This window comes from Epilithonimonas hispanica (assembly GCF_003385395.1).
Lineage (GTDB): Bacteria > Bacteroidota > Bacteroidia > Flavobacteriales > Weeksellaceae > Epilithonimonas > Epilithonimonas hispanica.
In genome coordinates this window covers 1-25198 of the sequence record NZ_QNUG01000026.1, presented here as the reverse complement: position 1 = coordinate 25198, position 25198 = coordinate 1, and the positions used below count along the sequence as shown (strand labels likewise).

The window sequence follows — 25198 nt, the reverse complement described above, 5'->3', positions numbered from 1 at the left end:
TTTTTTCTTTGCACCATAACAATCAAAAACGATACTTATGGACAGCAATGAAATTTCATTCGAAAACCTGCCGAGAGCAGTGGTACATTTGGCTAACGAAATAGCCGAAATTAAATTTCTTGTAGAAAGAAAAGAAACAACTACAATTCCTCCAAAAAGAATTCCAATCGACATTGAAGCTGCTTGCGAATTAATTGGAAAAGCTAAACCAACGGTTTACACTTTAGTAAGAACTCGAAAAATTCCGTGTTACAAAAATGGTAAAAAACTCTATTTTTTTGAAGATGAATTATTAGAGTGGATTTCCCAAGGAAAAAAGAAAACCTTACAAGAAATTCAATCTGAAGCCGACGCCAATTTCAAGAAAAATTTCAGGAAATCGAATGGTGAGTTTAATCAAAATTCACAACGATGAGCCAAAAAATCCCCTACATCCGAGTCGGCACAACCTATTACAAAATAATAGAAAAACCATTAATCTCTGGCGACACAACCACAGTTTTGGTTCGTTGGAATCGCGAAACAATCATTAGTGACCACGGCAAAGCTTTTCTTTCCTCGATTCCAAAATATGATGGTTTTTGTTGTATTCCGGAACATTTAGATTATCAACAAATCGTTAGAGGTTTCTATAATATTTACAATGAAATCCCATTTTCGCCTTCATCTGAAAACGAAAATTTCAAAAATGAAGTTCCTTTTTCTCTGAATTTTGTGAAGCATATTTTCGGCGAACAGTTCGAATTGGGTTTAGATTATTTGAAAATTCTATTGCAGTATCCCACCCAAATTTTACCGATTCTTTGTTTGGTAAGCAAAGAAAGAGCAACGGGAAAATCAACGTTCATCAAATGGTTGAAAGAAATTTTCGGGTTAAATATGACTTACATTAAAGGAGATTCATTCGGAAGTCAATTTAATTCTGATTGGGCAGCAATGTTGTTGGTGGCAATCGATGAAGTTTTCTTTGATAAAAAAGAAATTACAGAAAGATTGAAATATCTATCGACAACTAATAAAGATAAACTAGAAGCCAAAGGAAAAGACAGAGAAGAAATCGATTTTTTCGCCAAGTTTATTCTTTGTTCCAATAATGAGGAGAATTTTATTCAAATTGATGAAAACGAAATTCGATTTTGGATTCTGAAAATCAATCCGATCAAAACCGAAAACACTGAATTTTTGAATAACCTCATTTCCGAAATCCCCAACTTTCTTCGGTTTTTAATCGAAAGACCATTTTCAACGGAGAAGAAAACAAGAATGTGGTTTTCAGCCAATGAGATCAGAACGAAAGCACTTCAAAAATTAGTTTTCAAAAACAACAATAAACTCGAATCTAAAATAATAGAATTGCTTTATGAGTTTTTTGAAACCAATGACGATGAAGAAATTAATGTCGTTCCGCAAGATATTCTCAATATGATGAACAGGATGTTTCGACCAACTTATTGGACGAGAAACGATATTCGAAATATTTTAAAGGAAATGTGGAAACTAAATCCCCAAAATAACGGCTTAACCTACATTAGATACGACATTGATTTTGCAGGAACATTCTATCAAAACAATTCCGTTGGTCGCTATTTCACCATAAAAAAGGATTTTATTCTTAATAAACGTGTTGAAATGTTGAATTGATTGATAATGAATAGAAAATCAAACACTTTAAACTCAACAAAATCCTCAACAAACTTTTAAACTCAACTTTTTGTTGAATGTTTGTTGAGCGGAAAAACTCTAGTTTGTTGAATTGTTGAGCTTTTGTTGAGGATTTAAGATATTATCAATCAATACGTTAATATATTTTCTCAACAATTCAACAAAAAATTTCTCACTCAAAACACGGAAAATTTACAGCTATGAATTGCAAACAATTTAATACAATCCCGTTGGAAGAAGTCCTCCTTTCTCTCGGACACCTTCCCACGAAACAATCAGAAAAAGAAGCTTGGTATCTCAACCCTTTTGCCACCGAATCCCAAGCCTCTTTTAAAATCAATAAAAATCTAAACTATTGGTATTTATTTTCAGAAGGAATCGGTGGAACGAATACCGACTTTATGAAGAAGTATCTCAATACTTCAGTAAATGGAGTTTTAATTTGGGCAGAAAATCAGAACTTTTCTTCTTTTCAAAATCAAAATATTCCTGATCAGAAGTTCGAAAACCCAACTAAAAATTATGAGATACTTGACGTGAATGGAATCCACCATCCTGCGCTTTTGGAATATTTGAGAGAAAGAAAAGTTGGAAATCAAACTCAGTTCTTACACGAAATTCATTATCGAATGAACGATAAAAATTATTTCGGAATTGGTTTCAAGAACGATTCTGGCGGTTATGAAATTCGTAATAAATACTCCAAAATTTGTTTGGGCAAAAAAGATGTTTCTACCGTAAAAAATGGATCACAATCGCTTCGGGTCTTCGAAGGATTTTTCGATTTTCTTTCCTTTAAAAATGCAGAGAGTTTTTTAGAAAAAGAGCCTGCCGATTATCTCATTTTGAATTCCGTTTCGATGATTCACAATATTAAAAATTCACTTGGGAATTATGAACAGATAGAGCTTTATTTTGACAATGACGAAGCCGGAAATCGTGCCGTTGAAATCATTACAAGTCAAAACAAAAACGCAGAAGATTTCCGGAATTTTTATTCAGATTTTAAAGACTTAAATGATTGGATGATTCATAAAAATCCATCACCTGAAAGGCAAGTGAAGCAAAGGCGAAGGTGAGTAAAATAAATACAGGTAAAATATGGTGGTATGTTAGTGCAAAAAGTACCCAAAGTTTACGATAAGCGTGTCCGCTGATTGCAAAATTGGGATTTTTGATTTCTTCCTATCGTCAGAAATGTTTTTAAACACACTAAAATTAACGAAATGCAAAATGACTTTTTACAAAAATTTATAAGCCAAGCCAGCAAAGAAAATGAATTGAAGATTGCTCAGGAAAAAAGAAAAAAACACTTCCAGGAATTAGGTCGGAAAGGTGGTTTGAAGACAAAAGAAAATAAAAAATTGGACAAAGTTATTTCAATACGAATGACCAATTCCGAATACGAAACTCTCATTCAAAAACAAGAAAAATATCCATTAAAATTGTCCACTTATATTCGGAATGTTTTGTTCGAAAAAGAACTTAAAATCAATGAATTTCAAACTGATGAAGTCTTACTTCAGTATGGAAACCATTTCAAAAAAATAACCAATCTTTTGCGAAATCGGGAATGGAATGTTTTTGAAAATAAGAAAGAGATTATAGTAAGAATTGAAAATCTGATCGAATTGATTCATCAATATTTGTATTCAAAAATTCAGAAAAATGAATAATTCAGCAACCACAAGAGCTATCACAAAGATTGCTTTGCAATACAATGGCAATGATAAAGGAACAGCAGAAATGGTGGCTTCGAATTATCTTCTAAGGGATACTGCTGAAGGTCAGTTTAACGAAATGAAAACCGTAGCTGAAAGAAATACCAAAGTAAAGAAATGGGCATTGACTGGTTATATTTCTCAACCGGACGAGATCAGTAGAAAATTGAAGGATGAAGAATTCAAACAAATTGCGATAGAAGCTCTTGCAAAAGTAGGTTTGACAAACAAAAATCAATATCGACTGGATATTCACAACAGTACAAAACATAAGCATATTCATTTTGTTGTCAATAGAATTGATATTTCCGGAAAGTGTACCGTGAAAGCACACGATATCGGAAGAAGATTTGGTGAAGCTGTTAGAGAGGTTTGCAAAGAAAAAGGATTATTGACTGATATTGAAATTGGAATTCAGAAAAAAGCTGAAATGCTGAAAAGTTTGACTGAAGCTATTAGGTCAGAAAATAATTTTGATGATCTGATCTTAGCAATGAAGAGAAAAGGTTTTGAAGTTCAATTGTCTTCAAATGTCAAAGATGGGATTTCGGGAATGCGGATTGTGATGGAAAAAGACAAAAATCTTCAAACGGAAAGAGTTTATAAAGCTGGTTACAAATTGTCTGAAATCTCAAACCACTTGAAAATCTCTGAAATAAAATCTTTGTTTGAAGTGAAAAAAGTGGTTAGGGAAGCACAAAAAAACGCTGACAAGTTAAAGGAATTTCGGGAAAATCTTCAACAAAGAGGGTTTTCTGTAAAGATCCAGTATAACGGAGAATTTAAAGCTGGTCAAAAAAATGAAATTCAAGATTTATGGATAAATAAAGTTGATAGTAATGGTCAAGAGAAAAACGGATTCTTTTTTCGGAAAAATGTCGGATTCTCTCTGTCGGCAATAGATTCTGATCTTGGTGATTTAGGAAAATTATTAAACAAGAATAATGAAATTAATAATCAAAACACTCATAGCGACTCAGAAACAAATGAAAGCCTAATAGAAATTGCAGATGGATTATTAGGTGACTTTCTTAAACCAACCTATGTTTCTCAGGACGAAGATGAACTTTGGAAAAAGAAGCGAAAATTAAGACGATAGTCAAAAATTAAAAAAAATAAATATGGAAAATGAAAATAAAGAATCTAAAAGTAACGGAATGGAACTTTTAGAAAATGTGATCAAATCAAATATGGAAAATATTGAACAAAATGTCAAACTTCAGTCTGCTATCGAAGACCATACGACTCTGCTGAACGATGTACAAATGAGTTTGCAAGAGATGCATTCGATCTATGATGATGCAGTTAGATTTTCAAAATTAGAGGAAGCCAAGAGAACTGAATTCCTTGCTAGTATTCCTACTCAGGTAGAGACAGTTCTTTCAAAAGAAACCACTGATAATTTACAAAGTTTTGGAAAGGATATAAAATGGAAGAAGATATTTATTTGGAGCGGAATTGGAGTTTTTGTCTTTTCTGTTTTAGTGCTGATTGCCTCCATAAATTTCGCAACCAATTGGTACAGAGAAAGCATTAAATCCAAAAGTGAACTGCGCCAGGATATTTTAAATGAAATTGCTAGTGAAGGAAAAAATATCTACGATGAAAATGAGATTAAAATCTTGAGTCAAAACACTCAAGTGATGCAATTGTGGATTAAGAATAGTCCCAAAAAAGCGGAAGACTTTCTGAGGTTTAAAGATGGTTTTGAGGCGAATAAGGAAAATAAAAAATAAATGTAAAGGTTGTTTTTATTCGATGTTTTTTTAAGTTGAGCAATGTCAACAATAAATCAATTTCTTACGGATTTAAAATTAAAACTTTATGGAATTTAATTAAAAATTATATTGTTTGCAATGCGTATATTTGGATGTTATGGCGAATGCTAACATACAAAATAGAATGAAAAACAATTTAGAATTACTATTGAAATTCCAAAGCATTTTTGAGGAGAAATCCTGGTCTCTTATTGATGGTTATGATGAAAAATTAGACCGATTCGGGCTTCTGATTGATAATCTTGCAGAAGAAGAAATTAATTTGCTTTTAGAACTGACCCATTTATACGAATGGATGTCATACAATGACTATCACAATAATCTTAGAAGTCTTTTAAAGCAGGTTTTGGTTAAATCACTCCCTAACAAAAGCAGATTACTAATATTTCCTATTATAAAACCGACTGATGAAAGCGAAGTAAAAAGTGGGCACGTTGTAATGAAAATGATGGAAAGCATCAAACCTTCAATAAATGGATTTAAGGGTATTGAGATAAAGTTATTAAAAGAGTTCAGAGATCTCCGACCTGAAAGACTAGAAATGAGTGATAATGATTTTCTAATTCTAGTTGATGATTATATTGGAAGTGGTAAAACTTTAAACAAAACTCTTTTAGAATTGAATAAGAATCCAACTGTAGGATCAAAATTTGCGATAGTTTCAATGGTAATACAAGACCAAGCAAAACTACTTTTGGAAGAAAATAATATATCACATTATTATTCAGTACTTTTGAAAAAAGGAATTTCTGACAACAACAATTCACCCCATTTGGAAAAAAAATTGGAACTTATGAGAACAATAGAAAATAAAATTCCTAAGGTTTCAAGATATAGATTAGGATATGAAAAATCAGAAGCCTTGATAACACTTATGAGAACACCCAATAATACTTTTCCAATTTTTTGGAAAGGGATAATTACTAAAGGAGGTGAGATTGATGCACCTTTCCAAAGATATTAGATAAGATGAATGAAAAAGAAATATACTTATTGCTTAATTCAATAAAAAAGAATACCGATATAAATAGGCTCATTAGAGAGGGTTTATCATATACTAGTATTGCCAAACTCACCAAGGAAGCAATATTAAATGAATTCGTAAAATATGAAGATGAAAAAATAAGTCTTTCAGAAAAAGGAGAACAATATTACGACCTAATTAAAGATAATTACAAGAGGACAAATAAAAATGAATGGATTGAGAAAGATTTAAAAAGCCAAGTAACGCGTATTGATAAAAATTTTATATTTTTGCCAAGACAAGACGAATTGACTTTTACAGTTATTTCTTAAAATATTGTGATGGTTTCGACCACACCTGAGCCGTGATGTCATTGCTCAGTAATTGAATAGGCTTTCAAGCCTTCGTGTTTAAAAGGATTCCGCTGAAGCTCCACCCTTTTAAACCCGTATTCACTAATTTGAGTGGGAAGTGGTAATACTTCTCACTCGATTAACGATTTTAAGATAATGAAGTTTGAACAATACAAAGAAGCATTCGAAAAAAAAGCATCCATTTTTGGATACTCAGAGGACAATATTCAACTCTGTCTAATCTATGCTGAACTACTTTTCAAAAATAATGTACCAGTAATTTATAATACTTCCCATTTATCTGCACTAGTTGGATATAATAAAGAGTATTTAAAAAATGCAACCAAACATACTCCTTCTTTTTATCGAGATTTTCAGATAAAAAAAAAGAATGGTACCCTAAGAACAATTTCAGAACCATTACCCAGTTTAAAGGAGATCCACATTTGGATTCTTGAAAATATTCTGGCTAATGTAAAATTAAGCCCATTCGCTAAAGCATACAGAAAAAAAATACGAATTTTTGAAAATCTAAAGTTTCATAAGAATCAACCTATCGTCTATACAATAGACTTAAAAGATTTTTTCTGTTCTATAAATACTGATGCTGTTGAAGCTATTTTCAAATCTCTTGGTTATTCTTTACTTATTTCAAATCTATTGGCAAAGTTGTGTACAAAAGACAATTCTCTTCCTCAAGGTGCTCCTACAAGTCCTTGTTTGTCAAACATTTTTTTTAAAGAAACTGACAACTTGATTGCAAACTATTGTTTAGAGCAAAAAATAAAATATACGAGATATGCAGATGACCTAAGCTTCTCTGGCGAGTTTAATGAGAATGTTCTTCTGGAATTTGTAAAAAACAGTATTGAGAAAATTGGGCTAAAAATTAATGAAGATAAAATTAGATTAATGAGAACAGGTAGTCGCCAGACGGTGACTGGAATCGTCGTGAATGAGAAACCACAAGTTGTTTTTTATAAAAGAAACAAATTAAGACAAGACTTATTTTATATAAAGAAATTTGGCTTAGCAGGTCATATGTCACATAGGAAAATTGAAAAAACAAATTATTTAGAGCATTTACTCGGCCAAATAAACTTTGTGTTACAAATAAATCCTGACGACAAAGAATTTCAAGGATATATGACATATTTAATAGAATTAAAAAAGCTGTCGGAAATTAGAGATTAAAAAAGTCCTTCTAAAAAAAAGGCTCAACCTAAGTTGAGCCTTTCCCATGAAAAAGTAATTATCCCGAATTACTTATATTTTATTTATTGATAAGCTTTTCAAGCCTATCCATCATTTCATCTTTTTCTTTCAGCATCCTTTCGTATAAAGCAATCTTTTCTTCGTGAAGCTTCACAAATTGGTCGATTTGATTTACTGTAGAATTGTAAAATACAGATGCTGGTTGTTGACAATTATCAAATGTATTTGAAATAATATTGATTGCCTGCTCTTCATCAAAATTTTGGAAAGCTTCAACAGGAATCTTCAAAGCCTGAGATATTGCCTTGAGCAAATTTTCATCTATTTCTTCTTTTTGTTCAAGCAAAGAAATTTTCTTTTGGTTCCAATCATCACCTAAGTCAAAAGCTAATGCTTCCTGCTTTATCCCAAGCATTTCTCTAAAGCGTTTTACATTTCTACCTTGATGTATTTTCTGTTCCATAGCGGTTATCAAATTTTAAAGGCTTAAAGATAAAGCCATTTCTATTAAATTGTCTGAATTGTAAAGTTAAAAAATTATCCTGTAAAATATCCATTTCAGTAGATATAATATCCAATTTCTGTATTGATTATCCACTTGTGATAACGGTAATTCGTATCAAGATAAAATTTTAAATATTATGAAAAAGAAAAAAATAGATTTTGAAGCTGAGTTCTGGGACAGCCATTAAAAGCATTCTTGTCTGACACTGATAGATGTATTTTTTCAAATGGATTTTCTGTCCGCTGTAAGAGAAAGACTAAATGATGTGATAAACTATTCAACGAAATGCGAAGTATTGATGAAAGAAGACCCGTCTCTAATATTCCACCATTACCTCTGTATGCGCTCATTCATAAGAGCAAGTTATGTACTACAATTCAAAGCAAAAAGATGGAAAGTGAAACGTCCCCCAAAGTTTCCATCCAGATTACTTCAAGGTTCGCTTTCGGATGAAGAATACAGAAATCCATTTCTTGTTTTTGAGAAAGCTTTCAAAGAATTTACTTTGCAGGAATTCGAGTATTTCAATACGCAGATTGTTTACTTTTCATTAGGTGCATATTCTGATGAACCCGAAGCAAATATCGTTACTCTTTTCATCCATCTTAATAAAATGCTTGATTCAGCGCAAATCATTCGTGAAAGAGGCTTAAAGAAAATAAAAGATAAAAAACCCACGTCCTCAGAATAATTTATCCTTTGAAAGAATTAGATACCTGACAATTACTGAGCAACTTTATTTCAATAAGATTTTAATATGAGAAATAAAGGAAAAACGAACGGAAACATCATAAACTCGATGGAAAAGGTTGATGTCACTTTTAAATTGTTGTCAGACAAGAGGCAGATAGATGAACTTAATAAAGGCATTTATCTACTTATGGATAAATTAGGAAGTGAAGATATAAATGTACTCTTTGACCAATATCCTAGATTGATACAAAAGTATAGTATCAAAGAAATGTTTTCAGGAAACGTTGAAATTCCAAATATTGATCCACATAGCTTAAAGATTGCTGGAATACTAACCTGCCTGCAATTTTTGGTGTCAAGCTTTACTGATTTTATAGATGAATTTGGCAATATCCTTCCTTTGAAAGAAACTGAAAATAGTAATTCCTACCAAGCAGAAAGCTATATCATTAATTCGATCCCCTTGGATGATTATTTAAAAGAGCTTTTTCTAAGTATTCTTTCTGTTATTGGCGAAGAATACTACCAAAAATTCCTTGAGAAGATTGGAAATCCAGATTTTACTATCGATGATATTCTGAAACTTGAGAAAGATAAAGAATTGCAAGAGCATATTGATTTAATGATGTGGTTCTCCTTAATCCGTGTGTTTCTTGAGGCTATTTACTTCTACTTTAATATCGAAAATCACAACCCAAAAATTAACTAATATGAAAACTTCAGAACAATTTTTATTCTCAAAACTCGAAAACGAATTTTTAGAAGATTCTATCAAACAGCTTAACCAAGATTACATTGTCATTCAGATCTTTTATAATAAAAGTATATATTCTCAGGATTCCCATTTAATTATACATTTAGAACACAAGACGGATATTGATAAGCTAAAACAAAAACTATGGATTAGAAATGCCTACGCTGAGCATAAAGTACACATCCATTTATTTTACAATACTCAACTCCATCACAAGTTTGATTCAGGACATCCTTTTGTTGAATTATACTGCAAGCCATCTGCCTTGATCTATCAAAATGAGCATTATGGAAATCATCTTTTGATTGACAGAAATTGGAAAAAGTTTAATAAAAAGTTTGAAAATTACAAGGAAAGATTTTATCACGATTGCAATTTACTGCTGTCTCAAACCCGTGAATTTATTAATGCAGGTTCATTCGTCAGTGTTTTTCTCAGCTATGAAAAGGTGATCAGGTATGACTTGGAATTTCTGGAAAACCTATATACAGGATCTTCCTTTGATACAAAAAACCTGCACGAGCGCATTTATCGTTTAATACCCTACGCTCCTGAGATCCAAAAATATTTTTTAAAACAAAATGCCAAGGAGTATTATCTGATCAGTTTATTTGACAAAGCAAGAAGATCAGCTCGTGAGGATGAACTTATGTATGACAACGAATTCTTTGAAGCCATCGGTATTGCAGAAGAAGGTCTTTGCAGTATGATAGAACAACGCTTAGACCAATTAAAAAAACAGATCAAAAAATCACCTCGTGACATTATAATACCTAATGAAACACCTGATGTTTTGGCGGATCACAATGATAAAATTGTTGATAAAGCAGTCAAAATCATTATAAAGTTGGAAAATACAGAAGAGATCTATCTGTTTCATAAAGCCATCTATGGAAACAATATCACCTATTATCTGCTTATAATTGCTCATAACGTGAGCAATGAAAAACTGAAAGAGAAACAATATTATCTTAAAAGTAAAGCTGGGAAACAATATGACTTTGTGCTTATCAGCCACGACCGCAATTGGATTCAGCAACACTTATACAAGTATCAAAATTTCTTTGCGAACATTATACAGGGTAAAAACAAGGTTTACGCCTCAAATCCTTATCATCCCAAGCCTCATTGGGAGTTTCCCCATCATTTGCATCAAGACCTAGACTGTTATTACAAATCAGCAAAGGGCAATGCCTTGCAGTTTTTGAGTATGGTTGGGAATGAAAACGAAAACCATCAGGGAATACCATATCTTTTCGCTTTATTCTTTCTTTCGTTTTGCAGAACCTACATTTTTGTGAAGCTATGCTATATGCCCAATTATTTGTCCTTTCAATCATTGTGGCAACTATGTTTATATGGCAATCCGGATCTGATACATTATCAACATTTATATGATGGATTCCTGCACAAACTTATTCCCACTTTGGAATACCATAAAATTCTGCGCCATAAGTTTACCTGCCTTGATAAGGAAGTAATAGATCAAATGAAAGTTCTTGTGGAAAAGCTGATGAATGAGCTTGAAGAATTGGTCAAAAAAGAAGGATTTATCGATAAAATAGAATAGCATTTTTGAGAAATTGAGGTTTTATATTATTAATTAAAAAATTAAGTAGGATGTCAATTAAATATTAAAGATAAGCTTGTGCAAAGTTATATTTTATATTATCAAAGTTGGTTTGATGCGGAAAAAGAACTGGGTATATAGTAATAGTACCTGAAATAAAGATAAATTTTTGAATGAGAAGTTGATTGTCATTTTATCTAAGTTTCTTTTGGTATATTTAACGGTTTAAAACTATAAAACCTAATAATGAAATTCAACGAAGATTCCAGAGTGAAAATACCTGCATTGTTGCATTTGATGCGCTTAGGTTATCAATATATTCCATTAAACCAACAAAATAGAATTGAAGAAAATAATATTTTCTCCAATATTTTCGTCTCTCAGATTTCAAAAATTAATGAGATAACAGAAGTGGGTGCAAAACGTATTTTGGACGATATAAATCTTGAATTGGATTATGAAGATTTAGGAAAGAAGTTTTATGAAAGATTAGTGGCTACTTCGGGGGTTAAATTGATAGATTTTGAAAACTTTGACAATAATAGTTTTCATATTACCACAGAATTAACTTGTAAGGCAGGCGATGAAGAATTCCGACCAGATATTACAGTTCTGATAAATGGTTTGCCGTTAGCGTTTATAGAAGTTAAAAAACCACACAATAAAGAAGGTGTCATTACCGAACGAAACCGAATCAATACTCGTTTCAAAAATAAGCAATTTCGTCGTTTTGTAAATATTTCTCAACTATTGGTTTTTTCCAATAATATGGAATATGAAGATGGAATTGTAGAGCCAATTTTTGGAGCATTTTATGCAACACCATCCTATGAACAAGTTAACTTTAATTATTTTCGAGAGGATTTAGACTATCCTGTAAAACAAATTCTAAGAGTTGTTGACGAAAAAACTGAGAATGATTTGCTGAAAGATAATAATTTGGTTGTCATTAAGAACAGTCCAGAATACATTACCAACAAACAAGATAATACACCGACCAACCGAATTTTAAGTTCTTTGTTTAGTAAAGAACGTTTGCAATTTATTTTACGATATTCAATTACTTATGTTGAAGAAGAAAACTTAGGGAAAATTTTTTATCAGAAACATATCATGCGTTATCCGCAAATATTTGCAACGCAAGCTATAGCAACAAAATTGGAAGCTGGACAAAATAAAGGGATCATTTGGCACACACAAGGGTCTGGAAAAACAGCTTTAGCATATTATAATGTAAAACATCTCACCGATTTCTATGCCCAGAAAGGAATCATACCAAAGTTCTATTTTATCGTTGATCGCTTAGATTTATTAATTCAAGCTTCAAGTGAATTTAATAATCGTGGACTAAAAGTAAATTCTGTAAATTCTAAACAGGATTTCATCAAGGATTTGCAAGTAATCGGAGCGTTGCATAATGACAGCGGAGTTCCAGAAATTACTGTTGTCAATATTCAAAAATTTTCGGAAGATGCAACGGCTTTATTGAATGTCGAATATGATATCAATGTGCAGCGTGTTTATTTTCTAGATGAAGCACACCGCAGCTACAATCCAAAAGGAAATTATTTAGCAAATCTGATAAATTCCGATAGAAAAGCCGTTATCATTGCTCTGACAGGAACTCCACTTTTGAAAGAAGTTGCGAAAGAGTATGATTCTAAAATGCTTTTTGGTAATTATTTTCATAAATATTATTACAATATGTCCATTGCAGATGGATATACTTTGCGTCTAATTCGTGAACAGATTGAGGGTAACTTCAAGATGGAAATGAAAGAGGTGATGGATCAAATTAAAGTATTACAAGGTGATATCACTACCCGAAATATTTATGCACATCCTAAGTTTGCTGAGCCTTTGTTAGATTATATTACCAAAGATTTAATCAAATTTAGAAGGGATTTACAAGACACTTCTTTGGGTGGATTGGTGGTTTGCGATTCTGCAGATCAAGCAAAAGAATTGTTCCGTTTGTTTCAGGAGAAATATGGTGAGCAAGAAACGGATGCAAGTCTATTAATGGTTGCTGAACCGAAAACAAAATATGGATTAAATGAAGAGGTTCAATTGACTTCTGCTTTAATTCTTCACGATGAAAATGATAAATCTGTTCGGAAGGAATTAATCAATGCTTACAAAAAAGCAAAAGTGGATATTCTCTTTGTTTACAATATGTTGTTGACTGGATTTGATGCGAAACGTTTGAAAAAATTATATTTGGCTCGTGTAATTCAAGATCACAACTTGTTGCAAACGCTCACAAGAGTAAACCGCCCTTATAAGAAATACCAATATGGTTACGTTGTTGATTTTGCCGATATTTCTAAAGCATTTGATCGCACCAATAAATTGTATTTTGATGAATTGCAAGATCAACTTGGTGATGAAATGGAGATGTATTCTTACTTATTCAAAACAGAAGAAGAAATCAAGCAAGAAATAAAAGAAATAAAAGAAACGTTATTTCATTATGATACGCAAAATAGAGAGCTTTTCTCTCAACAAATTGCGCAAATAACTGATAAGAGTAAGCTTACACAATTAATTAAAGCTTTAAGAACTGCAAAAGAATTAAAAAATATCATTGCCGTAAATGGTTATGAAGCTTTGGATGGAATTGCAGATTTTGAAATTTGGAATCGATTATTAATAGAGGCTCAAGGTAGATTGGATAATCTAAATTTTGTAGAAAGTATTGGCAACGAAGAAGCTTCTAAAAATTTGCTTAATACAGCACTTGAAGATATTATTTTTCAATTTATCAAAGTAGATGAGAGTGAATTAGTCTTAGCTGATGAATTTAAAAATATTCTACGCAAAGCAAGAGAGTCTCTTCAAAATAATTTCGATCAATTTGATCCTCAGTTTATTAGTCTTAGAGAAGAGTTGGAAAGGATTTTTAAAAAGAAAAACCTAAGCGAAATCAATCAAACCGATATGGTTGAAAATATGCATCTTCTACAAAAATTATACGATCAGGCGAAAGAGCTTAATCGTAAAAATGCTTTACTAAAAGCCAAATACGAAAACGACGAAAAATACTCTCGAATCCATAAAAGATTAAGCGAAAAAGGAAATCTTAATACCAAAGAAATGCAGTTGCATAAAGCATTGATGCAAGTGAAGCAACAGGTTGATGACAAACTTGAAGGACAAGAAGATTTGATAAAGAACGAAGCTTTTTTCAAACGGTATCTGTTGCAATTGGTTGTACAGGAATTTAAGAAAAAAGAGCAGATCGAGATGGACCAAACAATGAAAAACAACATTAGTAATTTAATAGCAAATGAATATTTGCAACAATTTCAATACAGATAAATAAAAATGACGCAGGACATTAATTTTATGACCAAGACCAAATCGTTGATTGACAACCTGAAAAGTGTTTGTGCCAACTATGGTTTAGGAAATGATGGAAACGAATTTAAAATCATAACGCAGGTATTTCTTTATAAATTTTTAAACGATAAATTTCGTTACGCAGTTAAAAAAGAAATGCCGAAATTGGCAGAAGCCGAGAATTTTTCTATTGCCTTGAAATCACTTTCTGAAGATGATTATTCAGATTTAATCGATGCTTTAGATCCAAATATTCCAAGATTACAACCAGAGCATTTAATTTCTCATCTGTTTGTAAAACAAAATGATAGTGATTTTGCTAAATTATTTGATGATACCTTACGCCAGGTTTCGATTGAAAATGCCGATGTTTTTTCGGTAAAATCTTTCACAGGAGCAAAAGATACTTTATTTGATGAACTTACGCAGTTTATTTCGGATTCTTCTCAACGTGATGCTTTTGCAAAAGCATTAATCAATAAATTATTTGAGTTTTCTTTCGAAGAAATGTTTGAGCAGAAATACGATTTCTTTGCTACAATTTTTGAATATTTAATTAAAGATTACAATACCGATTCTGGAGGAAAATATGCCGAATATTATACGCCACATTCAGTTGCTCGTATAATGGCGCAGATCTTAGTTCCAGAACCAGTAAAAGGTGTGAAATGTTATGATCCAAGTGCTGGATCGGGAACTTTACTTATGAGTTTAGCACACGAAATTGGCGAAGAAAACTGTACCATTTATTCCGAAGACATTTCGCAAAAGTCGAGTAATATGTTGCGTTTGAATTTGGTGTTGAATAACCTGACACATTCTATTCCGAATATCATCAAGACCAACACTATTGCATTGCCTTCTTATTTAGATACAAAATTTGAATACATTGTTTCAAATCCACCATTTAAATTGGATTTTTCTGATTTTCACGCAGATTTGGATAAGGATGCTTTCAAAAAAAGATTCTTTGCCGGAATTCCCAATATTCCAAAAAGCAAAAAGGAATCGATGGCAATTTACCTATTGTTCATACAACATATTATGCACAGTTTAAGTGATAGTGGGAAAGCTGCAATTGTAGTTCCAACAGGTTTTATTACTGCACAAAGTGGTATAGAGAAAAAGATTAGGGAACGTTTGATAGAAAACGGATGGCTTCGTGGCGTGGTGAGTATGCCGAGCAATATTTTTGCAAGTACCGGAACCAATGTTTCTGTTATATTGTTGGATAAAAAGGCAGACAATCAGCACATTGTATTGATGGATGCTTCTAAATTAGGAGAAACCGTAAAAGAAGGTAAAAACCAACGCACTGTTTTAAAGCCAGAAGAGGAAGCTAAAATCATTGAAACCTTTAACAATAAAGAAGCGGTTGAAGATTTATCTGTTGTCGTAAGCAAGGAAGATATTGCAGCAAAAAATTATTCTTTTTCTGCAGGACAATATTTTGAAGTGAAAATTGAATATCTCGATATTACCGCAGAAGAATTTGCAGAAAAGATGAATGATTTTGAAACAAACTTACAATCTCTTTTTGCAGAGGGAAATGCTTTAAATCTAGAAATTCAGAAGCAATTAAAAGGATTGAAGTATGAATAAATTTTTAGAAAAACAGGATAATGAAAACTTATTTAATGAGCTTTCCGCTTTAATTGAGCAAAGTAAAAAGCAAGTCTCCACTGTTGCCAATAGTGCGCTAACTTTATTGTTTTGGCAAGTTGGAAAACGAATTAATGAAGAAATACTCAATAACCAACGTGCAGAATATGCAAAAGCAATTGTTTCTACCGTAGCTGCTCAATTAGAAGATAAATATGGACGAAGTTTTACAGAAAGAAATGTAAGACGAATGATGCAATTTTCAAATGATTTTTCTGATTTATCAATTGTGTCGCCACTGGCTACACAATTGAGTTGGTCTCATTTTATAGAGTTATTACCCTTAAAATCTAAAGAATCGAAACTTTTTTATGCTCAAAAATCAATCGAAGAGCAGTGGGGAAAACGCGAACTCCGCAACCAAATAAGTCGAAAAGCTTTTGAACGACGAGAAATTGCCGATACACAACTATCACAATTTCCATCAGATTTACAAAATTCCTTCAAAGATCCTTACCTATTAGATTTTCTAAATTTGAAAAACACTTATTTAGAGAATGATTTAGAGCGTGCTATTCTACAGGAACTGGAAAGTTTTATTTTGGAATTAGGTAAAGGTTTTGCCTTTATGGAGCGCCAAAAACGAATGATTATCGATGGCGACGATTTTTACTTAGATCTTCTATTTTACAATAGAAAATTAAAGCGATTGGTTGCTATTGAATTAAAACTAGGAAAATTTGAAGCGTCTCACAAAGGTCAAATGGAACTTTATCTAAAATGGCTCAGCAAATATGAAAAGCAAGAAGGCGAAAACGAACCTATTGGCTTAATCTTATGTGCGGAAAGTAACAAAGAACAAGTGGAATTATTAGAAATGCACAAAGACGGAATTATGGTAGCCGAATATTGGACAACATTGCCATCAAAAGCTGAGCTGGAAGCAAAAATACATCAACTACTAATAGAAGCCAAAGAACGAATTGAACGCAATAAAATTTACTAAATGATTGTAGAACGAAAAAAAGGATTGAAGGATGAATAATGAGATACTACTTTCTACATTAATTGATGAAATTTCAATGGGGCCATTTGGTTCAGATATCAAGATTGATAATTTTATTAATATTGGAGTACCAGTTTTAAATGGTTCAAATTTAACGGGATATAAATTATCGGAAAATTCCTTCAAATATGTGAGTGAGGAAAAGGCAAATACATTTAGAAAAGCAATTGCAAAAAGAGGTGACATTGTGATAACACATCGAGGTACACTTGGTCAAATTTCTTTTATTCCGGAAAATTCTAAATATGATAAATATGTTATTTCACAAAGTCAATTTCGAGTTAGGTTTAATGATTCTAAAATTAGTACGGCTTTTATGGTTTATTTGTTTCATTCAGAATATGGTCAGAAAAAACTCTTGTCTTTCAAAAATCACGTTGGCGTTCCTGCGTTAGCTCAAGCAACGACTAATTTTAAACGGCTAGAATTAATTTTACCAGATTTACCAACCCAACAAAAAATAGCTTCTATACTTTCTACATTAGATGATAAAATTGAGCTCAATAATAAGATAAATGATAATTTATTTTACAAAATCACTCCACTTTTACCTGTCCGTTCATTAGCATTGGCAAAAGCCAATCTCGTAAGTTGCTAAGTTGTTGGTTTTGTATTAAATTGTTTTCAATTTTTTTATAATACAATGTGGTTTGGATAGAAAATTGTCTAAGAATTTCCTCTTCTGGAATGATCAGATTTAAATTTTTTATTTTGTCTTGTGAAAGATTATCTCTTGCCGATCCAGTACTTAAATTGATTAAATATTGATACATATCATCAAGAACGAATTTGGTATAATGAAGTAAATTATTTGATTTAGGAATTACAGCACAAACAGCTTGATTGGTTGTCGATTCAAATGAAATAATACTTGTTTTACCAGCAGTTGCGCCATACATCGCCATTAGAATAGTATTTATTGGAAAGAGTTTTGCACTAGAATTTTTCATTCCAAAATCAGTAATGAAGTTTTTGGTTGCAATTATAAAAGGATTATTTAACTCTCCGCTATTTATCCAAGGTATTTTCCCATTTTCATAATATTCTTTTATTGTAGATTTTGGAGTTCCTCCAGATCCTGTATCTGCAATTTGATATAAACTTTTCACTTCCCAATCTGCAGGAATCTCTCTTTTCAAAACTTCATTAAAAACCATTTCCCTAGCGCTTGATTTATAAGGTTTTCCGTCTGGGAAGTCAAACTGTACAAACCAATAATCGTAGAGCGTTTTTGCCATATGCTCTAAATTATCATTTAGCTGATTGAGATTAAGTTTTTACGGAATCCCGTACTTTTTGTTAAATGCAAAAATGTATTTTTGTGAAACTTATGAATTTGGTAGGATTCAAGAATTTAAAATAAAAGTAAGAATGACAGTTCAAGACTATTTAGAATTACACAATAAATCTTTTCAAGTTATAACAGAAAATTATTTTTCCGATTTTAATGACATATTTGAAAGTGAAAAAAATAAAAATTGGCTTGTTCCTATTGAAAATAAACTAGATAAGCTAAATAGCGCCCGAAGTCTTCAAGATATTCAATATGTGATAGATGTGTTGAAGTCTCATGAGGATTTTAAAGAAAGCGACACGGATAAATTAGGTTTTTTTACTTCTAAAATTAATTCCATCGTTAAAGTTGCAGATCGAATAAACAATTTTAAAGAAAATACAACTCTTGAAGATGGAACTCAATTAAGACTCTTCAATTTATTTAATACTATAAAATCTACAACAACTTTAAGTGATTTCAATTACGTTTTGAATAAGAATCTTAATTCATTTAAGTCACATATATTTTCTGTAATTAAGCATTGTCAGAATCCATTAATGTATCCGGTTTATTATCCATTCTGGCAAAATTTAAATAAGCACGTCTTGAAGAGGAGTACTAATTATGATGCTATGTGTGTTTTTTACAGCACATTTCCACAAGAGAATAGAACTTTAGCTTTTGGTAGCTATTTTGGTACTTTAGCTAAGTTGTTAATTAAAGGAATAAAAGAAGAAAAAGAGATAAACAAGAATCAAGTTATAGTCTACCTAAAGGAAAAAGTAATTAATCTAAAGGAATATGCTGATTTATTAGACGAAATAAATTTTGAAACAAATCATATGAAAAAATATTGGATCTATTCACCTGGTGAAAACGCTTACAAATGGGATGGTCTTTATGCGGAAGGAATAATGGCATTAGGTTGGGATGATTTAGGCAACTTAACCGGATATAGTAATAAAAGTGAGATTCAACAAAAGCTACTTTCAATTTATGACAGTAAGACAAATCGGAATAATGATGCAACTGCTAATTACGATTTTGCTAATACTATAAATGTTGGAGACGTAATAATTGTAAAAAAAGGGAGATATGAACTTTTAGGTTATGGTGAGGTTATTTCTGATTATTATTTTGATGAGGAAAAAGATGATTATAAGCATTGTAGAAAAGTTAAATGGAGAGCAAAAGGTAGCTGGAGTGTAGATCACACTTTAGTATTGAAGACCTTGACGGACATAACAACATACAACTCCGAAAAACTAATTGGTAAGAAATATTATGAAGAACTTTTATCAATTATTGATGGAAACTTAATTTTACCAACCGTGTATGTAAGTAAAGTTTCAAAAGTTCTTCAATACAAAAAACAAATCATCCTCCAAGGTCCTCCTGGAACTGGTAAGACAAGATTAGCAAAAAACATAGCATTAACAATGTTGGGTCATTATAATGTGAATGAACTACAAGAAAACGAACAATTTAAACTTATACAATTCCATCCAAGTTACACATATGAAGATTTTGTAAGAGGAATTGTTGCAAAACCAAATCTTAATGGTGAAGGGATTTTTTTTGAAGCTGAGAACAAAATATTGGGATTGATTGCAGAAGCTTCAGTAAAGAATTTTAATGAAAGTAAAAAAGACAGTTACACATTGTCAAAGGAAAATAAATTGCACCAATATTTTGACTCATTTAAGGAATTTCTGAATGATGAAATGGAAAAAAATGAAGGACGTTTTTCATTAACAAAAAATGTTTCACTTTTTTCTTCAGATGATGAAAATGCCTTCCGCTACAAAGGAGATAATGATGGGTGGTCAAGAAATGGAAATAGAATGTTGTATTCAGATATTTTACAAGCATATTTAGATGGAAATATTGAAAGAAAAGATATAAAACAAAATAAACTTATTTCTGGATTGGCAAGACAGCATGCAAGCTATTTTGTTAGGGTTTTAAATTTGTTTCAAGATTATCTTGAGAAGAATAATTTAAAGGTAGAAGCAGAAATAAGTGTTGCGAAAGTAGAACTCAAAAACTACGTCCTAATAATCGATGAAATCAACCGAGCCAATGTTTCATCTGTTTTAGGAGAGCTCATTTATGCATTGGAGTACCGTGGCGAAAATGTAGAATCGATATATAAAATAGGAGATTCAAACCAACTGATTCTCCCGCCAAATCTATACATTATTGGTACAATGAATACCGCAGACAGAAGTGTCGGTCATATCGATTATGCTATTAGAAGACGTTTTGCTTTCGTAGATGTATTACCAAAAAATTTAGAATCAGAATTAAAAGATGATTTTAAAGATGATGTTTTTGCTAAAGTTGCTTCATTATTTATTGAAAATTATGATTCATCTATCGATTATTCGGATGATAATGTGGTGATGAAAAAGTCAGAATATATGACTGCAGATTTCGATCCTAAAGATGTTTGGTTAGGACATTCTTATTTTATTCAGCATTATGAAAAAAATGAGATTGGTGAAGATATTAAAGAAAAACCTGTTGATTTCAATTTTAGAATTAGGTATGAAATAAAACCTATACTAGAGGAGTATATAAAAGATGGCATTTTGAAAGAATCGGCAAGAAGTATAATTAATTCTCTTTAATCATACATTAGAATGCTAAGGATTTCAGAACATTTTGAATATTATAATAAAGACCATATTTCTATTTTTCAAAAAATTGAAAATTGGGAGCACTATTTTGATTTATCAACTTTAGAAGATAAAATAAATTTTGAAAATGATAAAGAAAAAAACTGTGTTTCCATTTCATTAAATAGAAATTCTGAGGAAAATCAATACTCCTGCAGTATTTCTTCGTCTTATTATTATATTGGTTTAGATTGTTTTCCAAATTTAGGAGCTAACATCTATATTGAGCCAAAGATTAATAATGAAGAAAAACAAGTAAATTATGTTCAAATGCTTTTGGAATCATTGAAAGAACCAGAAAACTTTGAACATTTAGATGGCTTGATCTCTACAAAATTCGATGAAGATTGGATTGAAATTGACAATCAATTACAACCACTTTTAACACCTTTTTTAATTGCCCAGTTTTTATCTGTTGTAAAAGATTTAGTAAAGAAGGGTTTGAAAAAATCATATTACGAAAAGGTTGAAAATTTAAACAATAAAGTTAAAGGAAAAGTATTGGTAGGACAACAAATCAAACAAAATATACTTAAAAATCGTTACACAAAAACAATTTGTAAATTTCAGGAATTTGGCTTTGACATTGAATTAAACCAATTTTTGAAATTTGTTTTATCTTGTGTTTCAATTCATTTGGAAGATTATTCGAACAATTCAGACATATATAAAAACTTAGTAGAAATTCAAAGATACTGCAATGGTGGTTTCCATCAGGTAAGCGACAATACTTTCAGTAAATTGGATTTTAAAGAGAGTAATCCGTTTTTTAAAAACTATAATCGTGCAATTCAATTAGGAAATCAAATTTTGGCGTTAAATGACTACAATATTTCTAAAAACTCCAACAAAGCAAAAACATTGCATCCGCCATTTTGGATAGATATGAGTAAGTTATTTGAATTGTTTGTATTTGGAAAACTTCGTGACAGATACTCTTTGGAAGGAGAAGTGCAATATCATAAAAAATTCAATAAACAAGAACCAGATTTTATTATAAATACAAATTCTGGAATAAAAGCTGTTGTAGATGCGAAGTACAAACCACGTTATTCAAACGGAAATCCCACGATGGAAGATGCACGACAATTGGCTGGCTATACCAGGTTAAATAGTGTTTACAGAGAATTGGGAATCGAGAATGATGACGTGATTTCTACATATTTCATTTATCCCGGAAACTTAAATTTCACAGAAAAAGATCAGCACACTCAAGAAGATTTCAAAGTAAAAGAAGAAACTGAAGAAATTCCCCTTTTCGAAAGTTCATTCAGAGTTTCTTCTTCATATAAAAAAATGTATTTACAAGAAATTAATTTACTTGTGAATTAAACTGTTCAGTTTAAAGTTACATTATTAAGTTTTCGAAATCTTTAGTTAAAGTCGATCGTTCAATAATGTTTTTTAAACGAAAATGACGAATGTCTCCTTTTCTTAATAAGCAATTCGCAATGATAAAAGTTTCTTCAATTTCATCTTCGTTTTCAAATGTGCTAGTAGAGCAATTGGTTATTATTCTTTGTGTAAATCTTCCTTTTCTGTCGGTATAGTTGATTTCATAAAACTTATCTTGCTCCCAAGATAATTTTTTTATATCATTAAAGACGCTCGACGAATAATCTGGAAATTTATTTTTAGCTAAATCTGTAATTTTAAACTTCGTTGATTCAAAATCGAAATCTTGTAAATAAGATGATTTCACTTTTTTTGAAAAATAGTCAGAATATACGATCCGTACTTTATGATTTAAAAGAATTATGTTGATGATTTCAACTAACGTATTATTAATTTGACTTTTAGGATGTCCTTCAAATGGAGTGATTTTTGGAATTTTAAATAATTTACTTCCACTCATACCCAATTGTATAATATCAATTTTTTCTTGATCAAAGATAACTTCCTCTACAATGTTAAAAGGGATAAAATCCTCGGAAAATGATTGTTTAGAAGGGTTAAACCATTTGCATTTTAATAAGAATTTGCAAGAATCCTTTTTCAACGTACCATCTTTTGGATCTCTTCTATCTTTTAAAAATTTAGAATTTTCAACAACGTCAATTACGGTCATTACTGGCGGTAAGAAATCCATATAGGACTCAGTACGAAATTTTTCTTTATCACCTTCTTCACTCCAACTGATTTTCTTTTTCCCCAATTCTGCATCAGCAGTATTTAAAATCACTTGTTTTCCTTTATATTCTTTTTTTACAGCAGTTAATTCGGTTGGAACTGTTTTTTTACCCGCAATGTTCTCTTCTATATTCTCTTTTTCTGCATTAGTAATAGGAATTATTTCGTCAATATTAAACCAAAATTTTTCGTAATTACAATTTTTAGAGTTATAGAAAGTGCCCAAAACTTGTCCTAAAAGTTTTTCTTCATTCTCAGAATCTGGATTGAATTTATTTTGCTTTAATATTTCGGTAACTACCATAAGTGGTGGGGTCATTAAAGCATTTGCTCCAATTTTCGTCTTTTGATTTAAAGAATAAGGGTGGTTTTTTAAAGAAATAAGATCACCAATTTGAAAGTTACTCATAGTAGTTATTTAGTTTTTTATTTTCCTATATTTGATGTACTCGTAGGAAGTTGATTTTTTACATCTAGTCAGGACTACAGGACTTCGGTCTTACTGCTTTTGCAGGATAAAAGTTTGCAATGCGATATTCCCGTTACAAGGAGCATCACGCATTCAAGCCACAAGATAAGTAATTTAATTATTAGTTCCAAATTCATTAATTCTGTTATTAAATAGGGTTTAACTGGAGCAACATCAATTAGTTGCAGTACATCTTTACGAACATTACAATGACTCAGTTAATGGGTACTAGTCCACTCTTCGGAGGTATGTAAATTTAATAATCATTATTGCTAGAACTTTCTACGGGGTTTTTTATGACAAATGATACAGTCAAACCAAATTGGATGAAAACCAAGGGATATTTACATTTATCCCCGAGTTTACGCATCAATGAAAATTGGAAAAGTTATCAAAAGAAAATCCAAGATCCTTCTTTCATACAGAAATATGCTTTTTATCCTTTAATGCATTCGATCATTAAAGAAAGGAAATATAAAAAAGTAAATTCGGAAAAACATTTAAATGAAAAAGAGAGGACGCATAATTTCAAACTCAATGATTTCAAATTTGAAAAAACAGCAAAAAAAAGACCTCTTCATTATGCTACACATTTTGACGCTTTAATTTATGGATATTACGCCTCAATACTAAATGAATTGTATGAAACGGCATTAAAAAAAGATCTTGGACTCGACGATTGCGTTAATGCTTACAGGAAAATTATTTTAGACGAAACTGGAAAAGGAAAGAGTACGATTCATTTTGCTAAAGAAGTTTTTGATGAGATTAGAGATCGTAGCGATTGCCAAGAGGAAGTAGGGGTACTAACTTTTGATATAGAAAGTTTTTTTTCAAGCTTAGACCATCAGTTGTTAGAAAAAAAGTGGAGCGATCTATTAGGTGAGGAAGAATTACCTCCAGATCACAAAAACGTTTTCAAATCTTGTACAAATTTCAGTTATGTATTAAGAGATGATTTGCGAATTAGAATACAAAAAAGTGGTAAACAATCTGGTTTTGATGAAAAAAAATTAGCAAAAATAAGAAGAGAAAAAGGTTTTAAAAGTTTCTTTGAGTCAAATGCAGATTTTCGAAATACTATAAAACAAGGGAAATTAAGAATTTATAAAAACTCATTTTACAATAAAGAAAAAATTCAAGTAGGTATTCCTCAAGGATTACCTATAAGTGCAGTTCTTGCAAATTTATATTTGTTGGATTTTGATAAAAACATTCTAGATATAGTCGTAAAGGGTAAGGGTGGATTTTATAGAAGATATTCTGATGATATTATCATAATAGCAAATGTGGATGATCTAGGAGAAATAAAAAATTTTATGAATATCCGTAATTAGGAATAATTCACTATATTTGACTGTAATTTAGGTAATTATATGGATATATTTAGTTTTACGGCTCATTTTGGGACAGAAGA

General features: G+C 31.1%; 22 protein-coding genes. 19 read left to right on the top strand and 3 right to left on the bottom strand.

From position 1 onward, the window contains the following. The first annotated feature begins 37 nt into the window (after positions 1-37). From DRF58_RS12130 to DRF58_RS12090, 9 genes are all read left to right on the top strand, one after another. On the top strand, positions 38-415 hold the full coding sequence (locus tag DRF58_RS12130; RefSeq protein ID WP_116035791.1) for a helix-turn-helix domain-containing protein: 378 nt from the start codon (positions 38-40) through the stop codon (positions 413-415). Next, positions 412-1641 (top strand): primase-helicase family protein, encoded by a 1230-nt coding sequence (locus tag DRF58_RS12125; RefSeq protein WP_116035790.1) that lies wholly within the window; start codon positions 412-414, stop codon positions 1639-1641. The genes DRF58_RS12130 and DRF58_RS12125 overlap by 4 nt, the downstream gene beginning before the upstream one ends. 221 nt (positions 1642-1862) lie before the next feature. Further along, on the top strand, positions 1863-2741 hold the full coding sequence (locus tag DRF58_RS12120) for a toprim domain-containing protein (protein ID WP_116035788.1): 879 nt from the start codon (positions 1863-1865) through the stop codon (positions 2739-2741). 147 nt (positions 2742-2888) lie between these two features. Further along, positions 2889-3338: a plasmid mobilization protein gene (locus DRF58_RS12115; protein WP_116035786.1), complete on the top strand. Its 450-nt coding sequence runs from the start codon at positions 2889-2891 to the stop codon at positions 3336-3338. Then, entirely contained in the window at positions 3331-4482 is a 1152-nt protein-coding gene (locus tag DRF58_RS12110; protein ID WP_116035785.1) for a relaxase/mobilization nuclease domain-containing protein, read from the top strand. The genes DRF58_RS12115 and DRF58_RS12110 overlap by 8 nt, the downstream gene beginning before the upstream one ends. Positions 4483-4504: 22 nt before the next feature. After that, complete coding sequence (locus DRF58_RS12105) at positions 4505-5119, top strand: hypothetical protein (protein WP_116035783.1); 615 nt, start codon at positions 4505-4507, stop codon at positions 5117-5119. 166 nt (positions 5120-5285) lie between these two features. Beyond that, complete coding sequence (locus DRF58_RS12100; protein WP_123902407.1) at positions 5286-6125, top strand: phosphoribosyltransferase-like protein; 840 nt, start codon at positions 5286-5288, stop codon at positions 6123-6125. Positions 6126-6130: 5 nt separating this feature from the next. Then, positions 6131-6457: a hypothetical protein gene (locus DRF58_RS12095; RefSeq protein ID WP_116035780.1), complete on the top strand. Its 327-nt coding sequence runs from the start codon at positions 6131-6133 to the stop codon at positions 6455-6457. A gap of 177 nt (positions 6458-6634) precedes the next feature. Beyond that, positions 6635-7672, top strand: coding sequence for a reverse transcriptase domain-containing protein (locus tag DRF58_RS12090; RefSeq protein WP_116035778.1), 1038 nt, complete (start codon positions 6635-6637; stop codon positions 7670-7672). A gap of 79 nt (positions 7673-7751) precedes the next feature. Here the strand turns inward: DRF58_RS12090 and DRF58_RS12085 are convergent, their stop codons facing one another. After that, positions 7752-8156, bottom strand: a complete 405-nt coding sequence (locus DRF58_RS12085) for a helix-turn-helix domain-containing protein (RefSeq protein WP_116035777.1) — start codon at positions 8154-8156, stop codon at positions 7752-7754. A gap of 268 nt (positions 8157-8424) precedes the next feature. Between DRF58_RS12085 and DRF58_RS12080 the strand changes: the two genes are divergently transcribed. The 7 genes from DRF58_RS12080 (at position 8425) to DRF58_RS12050 (ending at position 17823) form a co-directional block, all read left to right on the top strand. Continuing rightward, positions 8425-8889: a hypothetical protein gene (locus DRF58_RS12080; protein ID WP_116035775.1), complete on the top strand. Its 465-nt coding sequence runs from the start codon at positions 8425-8427 to the stop codon at positions 8887-8889. 66 nt (positions 8890-8955) lie between these two features. Next, positions 8956-9600, top strand: a complete 645-nt coding sequence (locus DRF58_RS12075; RefSeq protein WP_116035773.1) for a hypothetical protein — start codon at positions 8956-8958, stop codon at positions 9598-9600. A 1-nt stretch (position 9601) separates the two neighbouring features. Continuing rightward, positions 9602-11215, top strand: a complete 1614-nt coding sequence (locus tag DRF58_RS12070) for a hypothetical protein (RefSeq protein WP_116035772.1) — start codon at positions 9602-9604, stop codon at positions 11213-11215. A 246-nt stretch (positions 11216-11461) separates the two neighbouring features. Further along, positions 11462-14536 carry a type I restriction endonuclease gene (locus DRF58_RS12065; RefSeq protein ID WP_116035770.1) on the top strand — a complete coding sequence of 1025 codons (3075 nt, stop codon included), beginning with the start codon at positions 11462-11464 and terminating at the stop codon, positions 14534-14536. 6 nt (positions 14537-14542) lie between these two features. Beyond that, a complete protein-coding gene (locus DRF58_RS12060) occupies positions 14543-16159 on the top strand; it encodes an HsdM family class I SAM-dependent methyltransferase (RefSeq protein ID WP_116035769.1) in 1617 nt (538 codons plus the stop codon). Beyond that, the gene (locus tag DRF58_RS12055) at positions 16152-17165 is read left to right on the top strand and encodes a PDDEXK nuclease domain-containing protein (protein ID WP_116035767.1); all 1014 of its coding nucleotides are present in this window, start codon (positions 16152-16154) and stop codon (positions 17163-17165) included. The genes DRF58_RS12060 and DRF58_RS12055 overlap by 8 nt, the downstream gene beginning before the upstream one ends. Positions 17166-17196: 31 nt before the next feature. Further along, positions 17197-17823: a restriction endonuclease subunit S gene (locus DRF58_RS12050; RefSeq protein WP_116035765.1), complete on the top strand. Its 627-nt coding sequence runs from the start codon at positions 17197-17199 to the stop codon at positions 17821-17823. Here DRF58_RS12050 and DRF58_RS12045 read toward each other — a convergent pair. Then, positions 17762-18463: a restriction endonuclease subunit S gene (locus tag DRF58_RS12045; protein ID WP_116035764.1), complete on the bottom strand. Its 702-nt coding sequence runs from the start codon at positions 18461-18463 to the stop codon at positions 17762-17764. The genes DRF58_RS12050 and DRF58_RS12045 overlap by 62 nt on opposite strands. A 133-nt stretch (positions 18464-18596) precedes the next feature. Here DRF58_RS12045 and DRF58_RS12040 point away from each other — a divergent pair, with 133 nt between their 5' ends. Both DRF58_RS12040 and DRF58_RS12035 read left to right on the top strand, forming a co-directional pair. Beyond that, the gene (locus DRF58_RS12040; protein ID WP_245955427.1) at positions 18597-21134 is read left to right on the top strand and encodes an AAA family ATPase; all 2538 of its coding nucleotides are present in this window, start codon (positions 18597-18599) and stop codon (positions 21132-21134) included. A 12-nt stretch (positions 21135-21146) separates the two neighbouring features. Then, positions 21147-22514: a 5-methylcytosine restriction system specificity protein McrC gene (locus DRF58_RS12035; protein WP_116035762.1), complete on the top strand. Its 1368-nt coding sequence runs from the start codon at positions 21147-21149 to the stop codon at positions 22512-22514. 16 nt (positions 22515-22530) lie between these two features. On the opposite strand, the gene DRF58_RS12030 is transcribed toward DRF58_RS12035, so the two are convergent. Further along, positions 22531-23721, bottom strand: a complete 1191-nt coding sequence (locus tag DRF58_RS12030; RefSeq protein ID WP_116035760.1) for a hypothetical protein — start codon at positions 23719-23721, stop codon at positions 22531-22533. Positions 23722-24107: 386 nt separating this feature from the next. Between DRF58_RS12030 and DRF58_RS12025 the strand changes: the two genes are divergently transcribed. Continuing rightward, a complete protein-coding gene (locus DRF58_RS12025) occupies positions 24108-25118 on the top strand; it encodes an RNA-dependent RNA polymerase family protein (RefSeq protein WP_123902405.1) in 1011 nt (336 codons plus the stop codon). Positions 25119-25198 lie beyond the last annotated feature (80 nt).

Bases quoted from the DNA above. Each gene is read 5' to 3' on its own strand.
- DRF58_RS12090 (WP_116035778.1), top strand. From the start codon at position 6,635: ATGAAGTTTGAACAATACAAAGAAGCATTCGAAAAAAAAGCATCCATT.
- DRF58_RS12075 (WP_116035773.1), top strand. From the start codon at position 8,956: ATGAGAAATAAAGGAAAAACGAACGGAAACATCATAAACTCGATGGAA.
- DRF58_RS12065 (WP_116035770.1), top strand. From the start codon at position 11,462: ATGAAATTCAACGAAGATTCCAGAGTGAAAATACCTGCATTGTTGCAT.
- DRF58_RS12115 (WP_116035786.1), top strand. From the start codon at position 2,889: ATGCAAAATGACTTTTTACAAAAATTTATAAGCCAAGCCAGCAAAGAA.
- DRF58_RS12040 (WP_245955427.1), top strand. From the start codon at position 18,597: ATGACAGTTCAAGACTATTTAGAATTACACAATAAATCTTTTCAAGTT.
- DRF58_RS12085 (WP_116035777.1), bottom strand. From the start codon at position 8,156: ATGGAACAGAAAATACATCAAGGTAGAAATGTAAAACGCTTTAGAGAA.
- DRF58_RS12100 (WP_123902407.1), top strand. From the start codon at position 5,286: ATGAAAAACAATTTAGAATTACTATTGAAATTCCAAAGCATTTTTGAG.
- DRF58_RS12060 (WP_116035769.1), top strand. From the start codon at position 14,543: ATGACGCAGGACATTAATTTTATGACCAAGACCAAATCGTTGATTGAC.
- DRF58_RS12120 (WP_116035788.1), top strand. From the start codon at position 1,863: ATGAATTGCAAACAATTTAATACAATCCCGTTGGAAGAAGTCCTCCTT.
- DRF58_RS12050 (WP_116035765.1), top strand. From the start codon at position 17,197: ATGAATAATGAGATACTACTTTCTACATTAATTGATGAAATTTCAATG.
- DRF58_RS12070 (WP_116035772.1), top strand. From the start codon at position 9,602: ATGAAAACTTCAGAACAATTTTTATTCTCAAAACTCGAAAACGAATTT.
- DRF58_RS12030 (WP_116035760.1), bottom strand. From the start codon at position 23,721: ATGAGTAACTTTCAAATTGGTGATCTTATTTCTTTAAAAAACCACCCT.
- DRF58_RS12055 (WP_116035767.1), top strand. From the start codon at position 16,152: ATGAATAAATTTTTAGAAAAACAGGATAATGAAAACTTATTTAATGAG.
- DRF58_RS12080 (WP_116035775.1), top strand. From the start codon at position 8,425: ATGGATTTTCTGTCCGCTGTAAGAGAAAGACTAAATGATGTGATAAAC.
- DRF58_RS12105 (WP_116035783.1), top strand. From the start codon at position 4,505: ATGGAAAATGAAAATAAAGAATCTAAAAGTAACGGAATGGAACTTTTA.
- DRF58_RS12110 (WP_116035785.1), top strand. From the start codon at position 3,331: ATGAATAATTCAGCAACCACAAGAGCTATCACAAAGATTGCTTTGCAA.
- DRF58_RS12025 (WP_123902405.1), top strand. From the start codon at position 24,108: ATGAAAACCAAGGGATATTTACATTTATCCCCGAGTTTACGCATCAAT.
- DRF58_RS12125 (WP_116035790.1), top strand. From the start codon at position 412: ATGAGCCAAAAAATCCCCTACATCCGAGTCGGCACAACCTATTACAAA.
- DRF58_RS12045 (WP_116035764.1), bottom strand. From the start codon at position 18,463: ATGGCAAAAACGCTCTACGATTATTGGTTTGTACAGTTTGACTTCCCA.
- DRF58_RS12130 (WP_116035791.1), top strand. From the start codon at position 38: ATGGACAGCAATGAAATTTCATTCGAAAACCTGCCGAGAGCAGTGGTA.
- DRF58_RS12095 (WP_116035780.1), top strand. From the start codon at position 6,131: ATGAATGAAAAAGAAATATACTTATTGCTTAATTCAATAAAAAAGAAT.
- DRF58_RS12035 (WP_116035762.1), top strand. From the start codon at position 21,147: ATGCTAAGGATTTCAGAACATTTTGAATATTATAATAAAGACCATATT.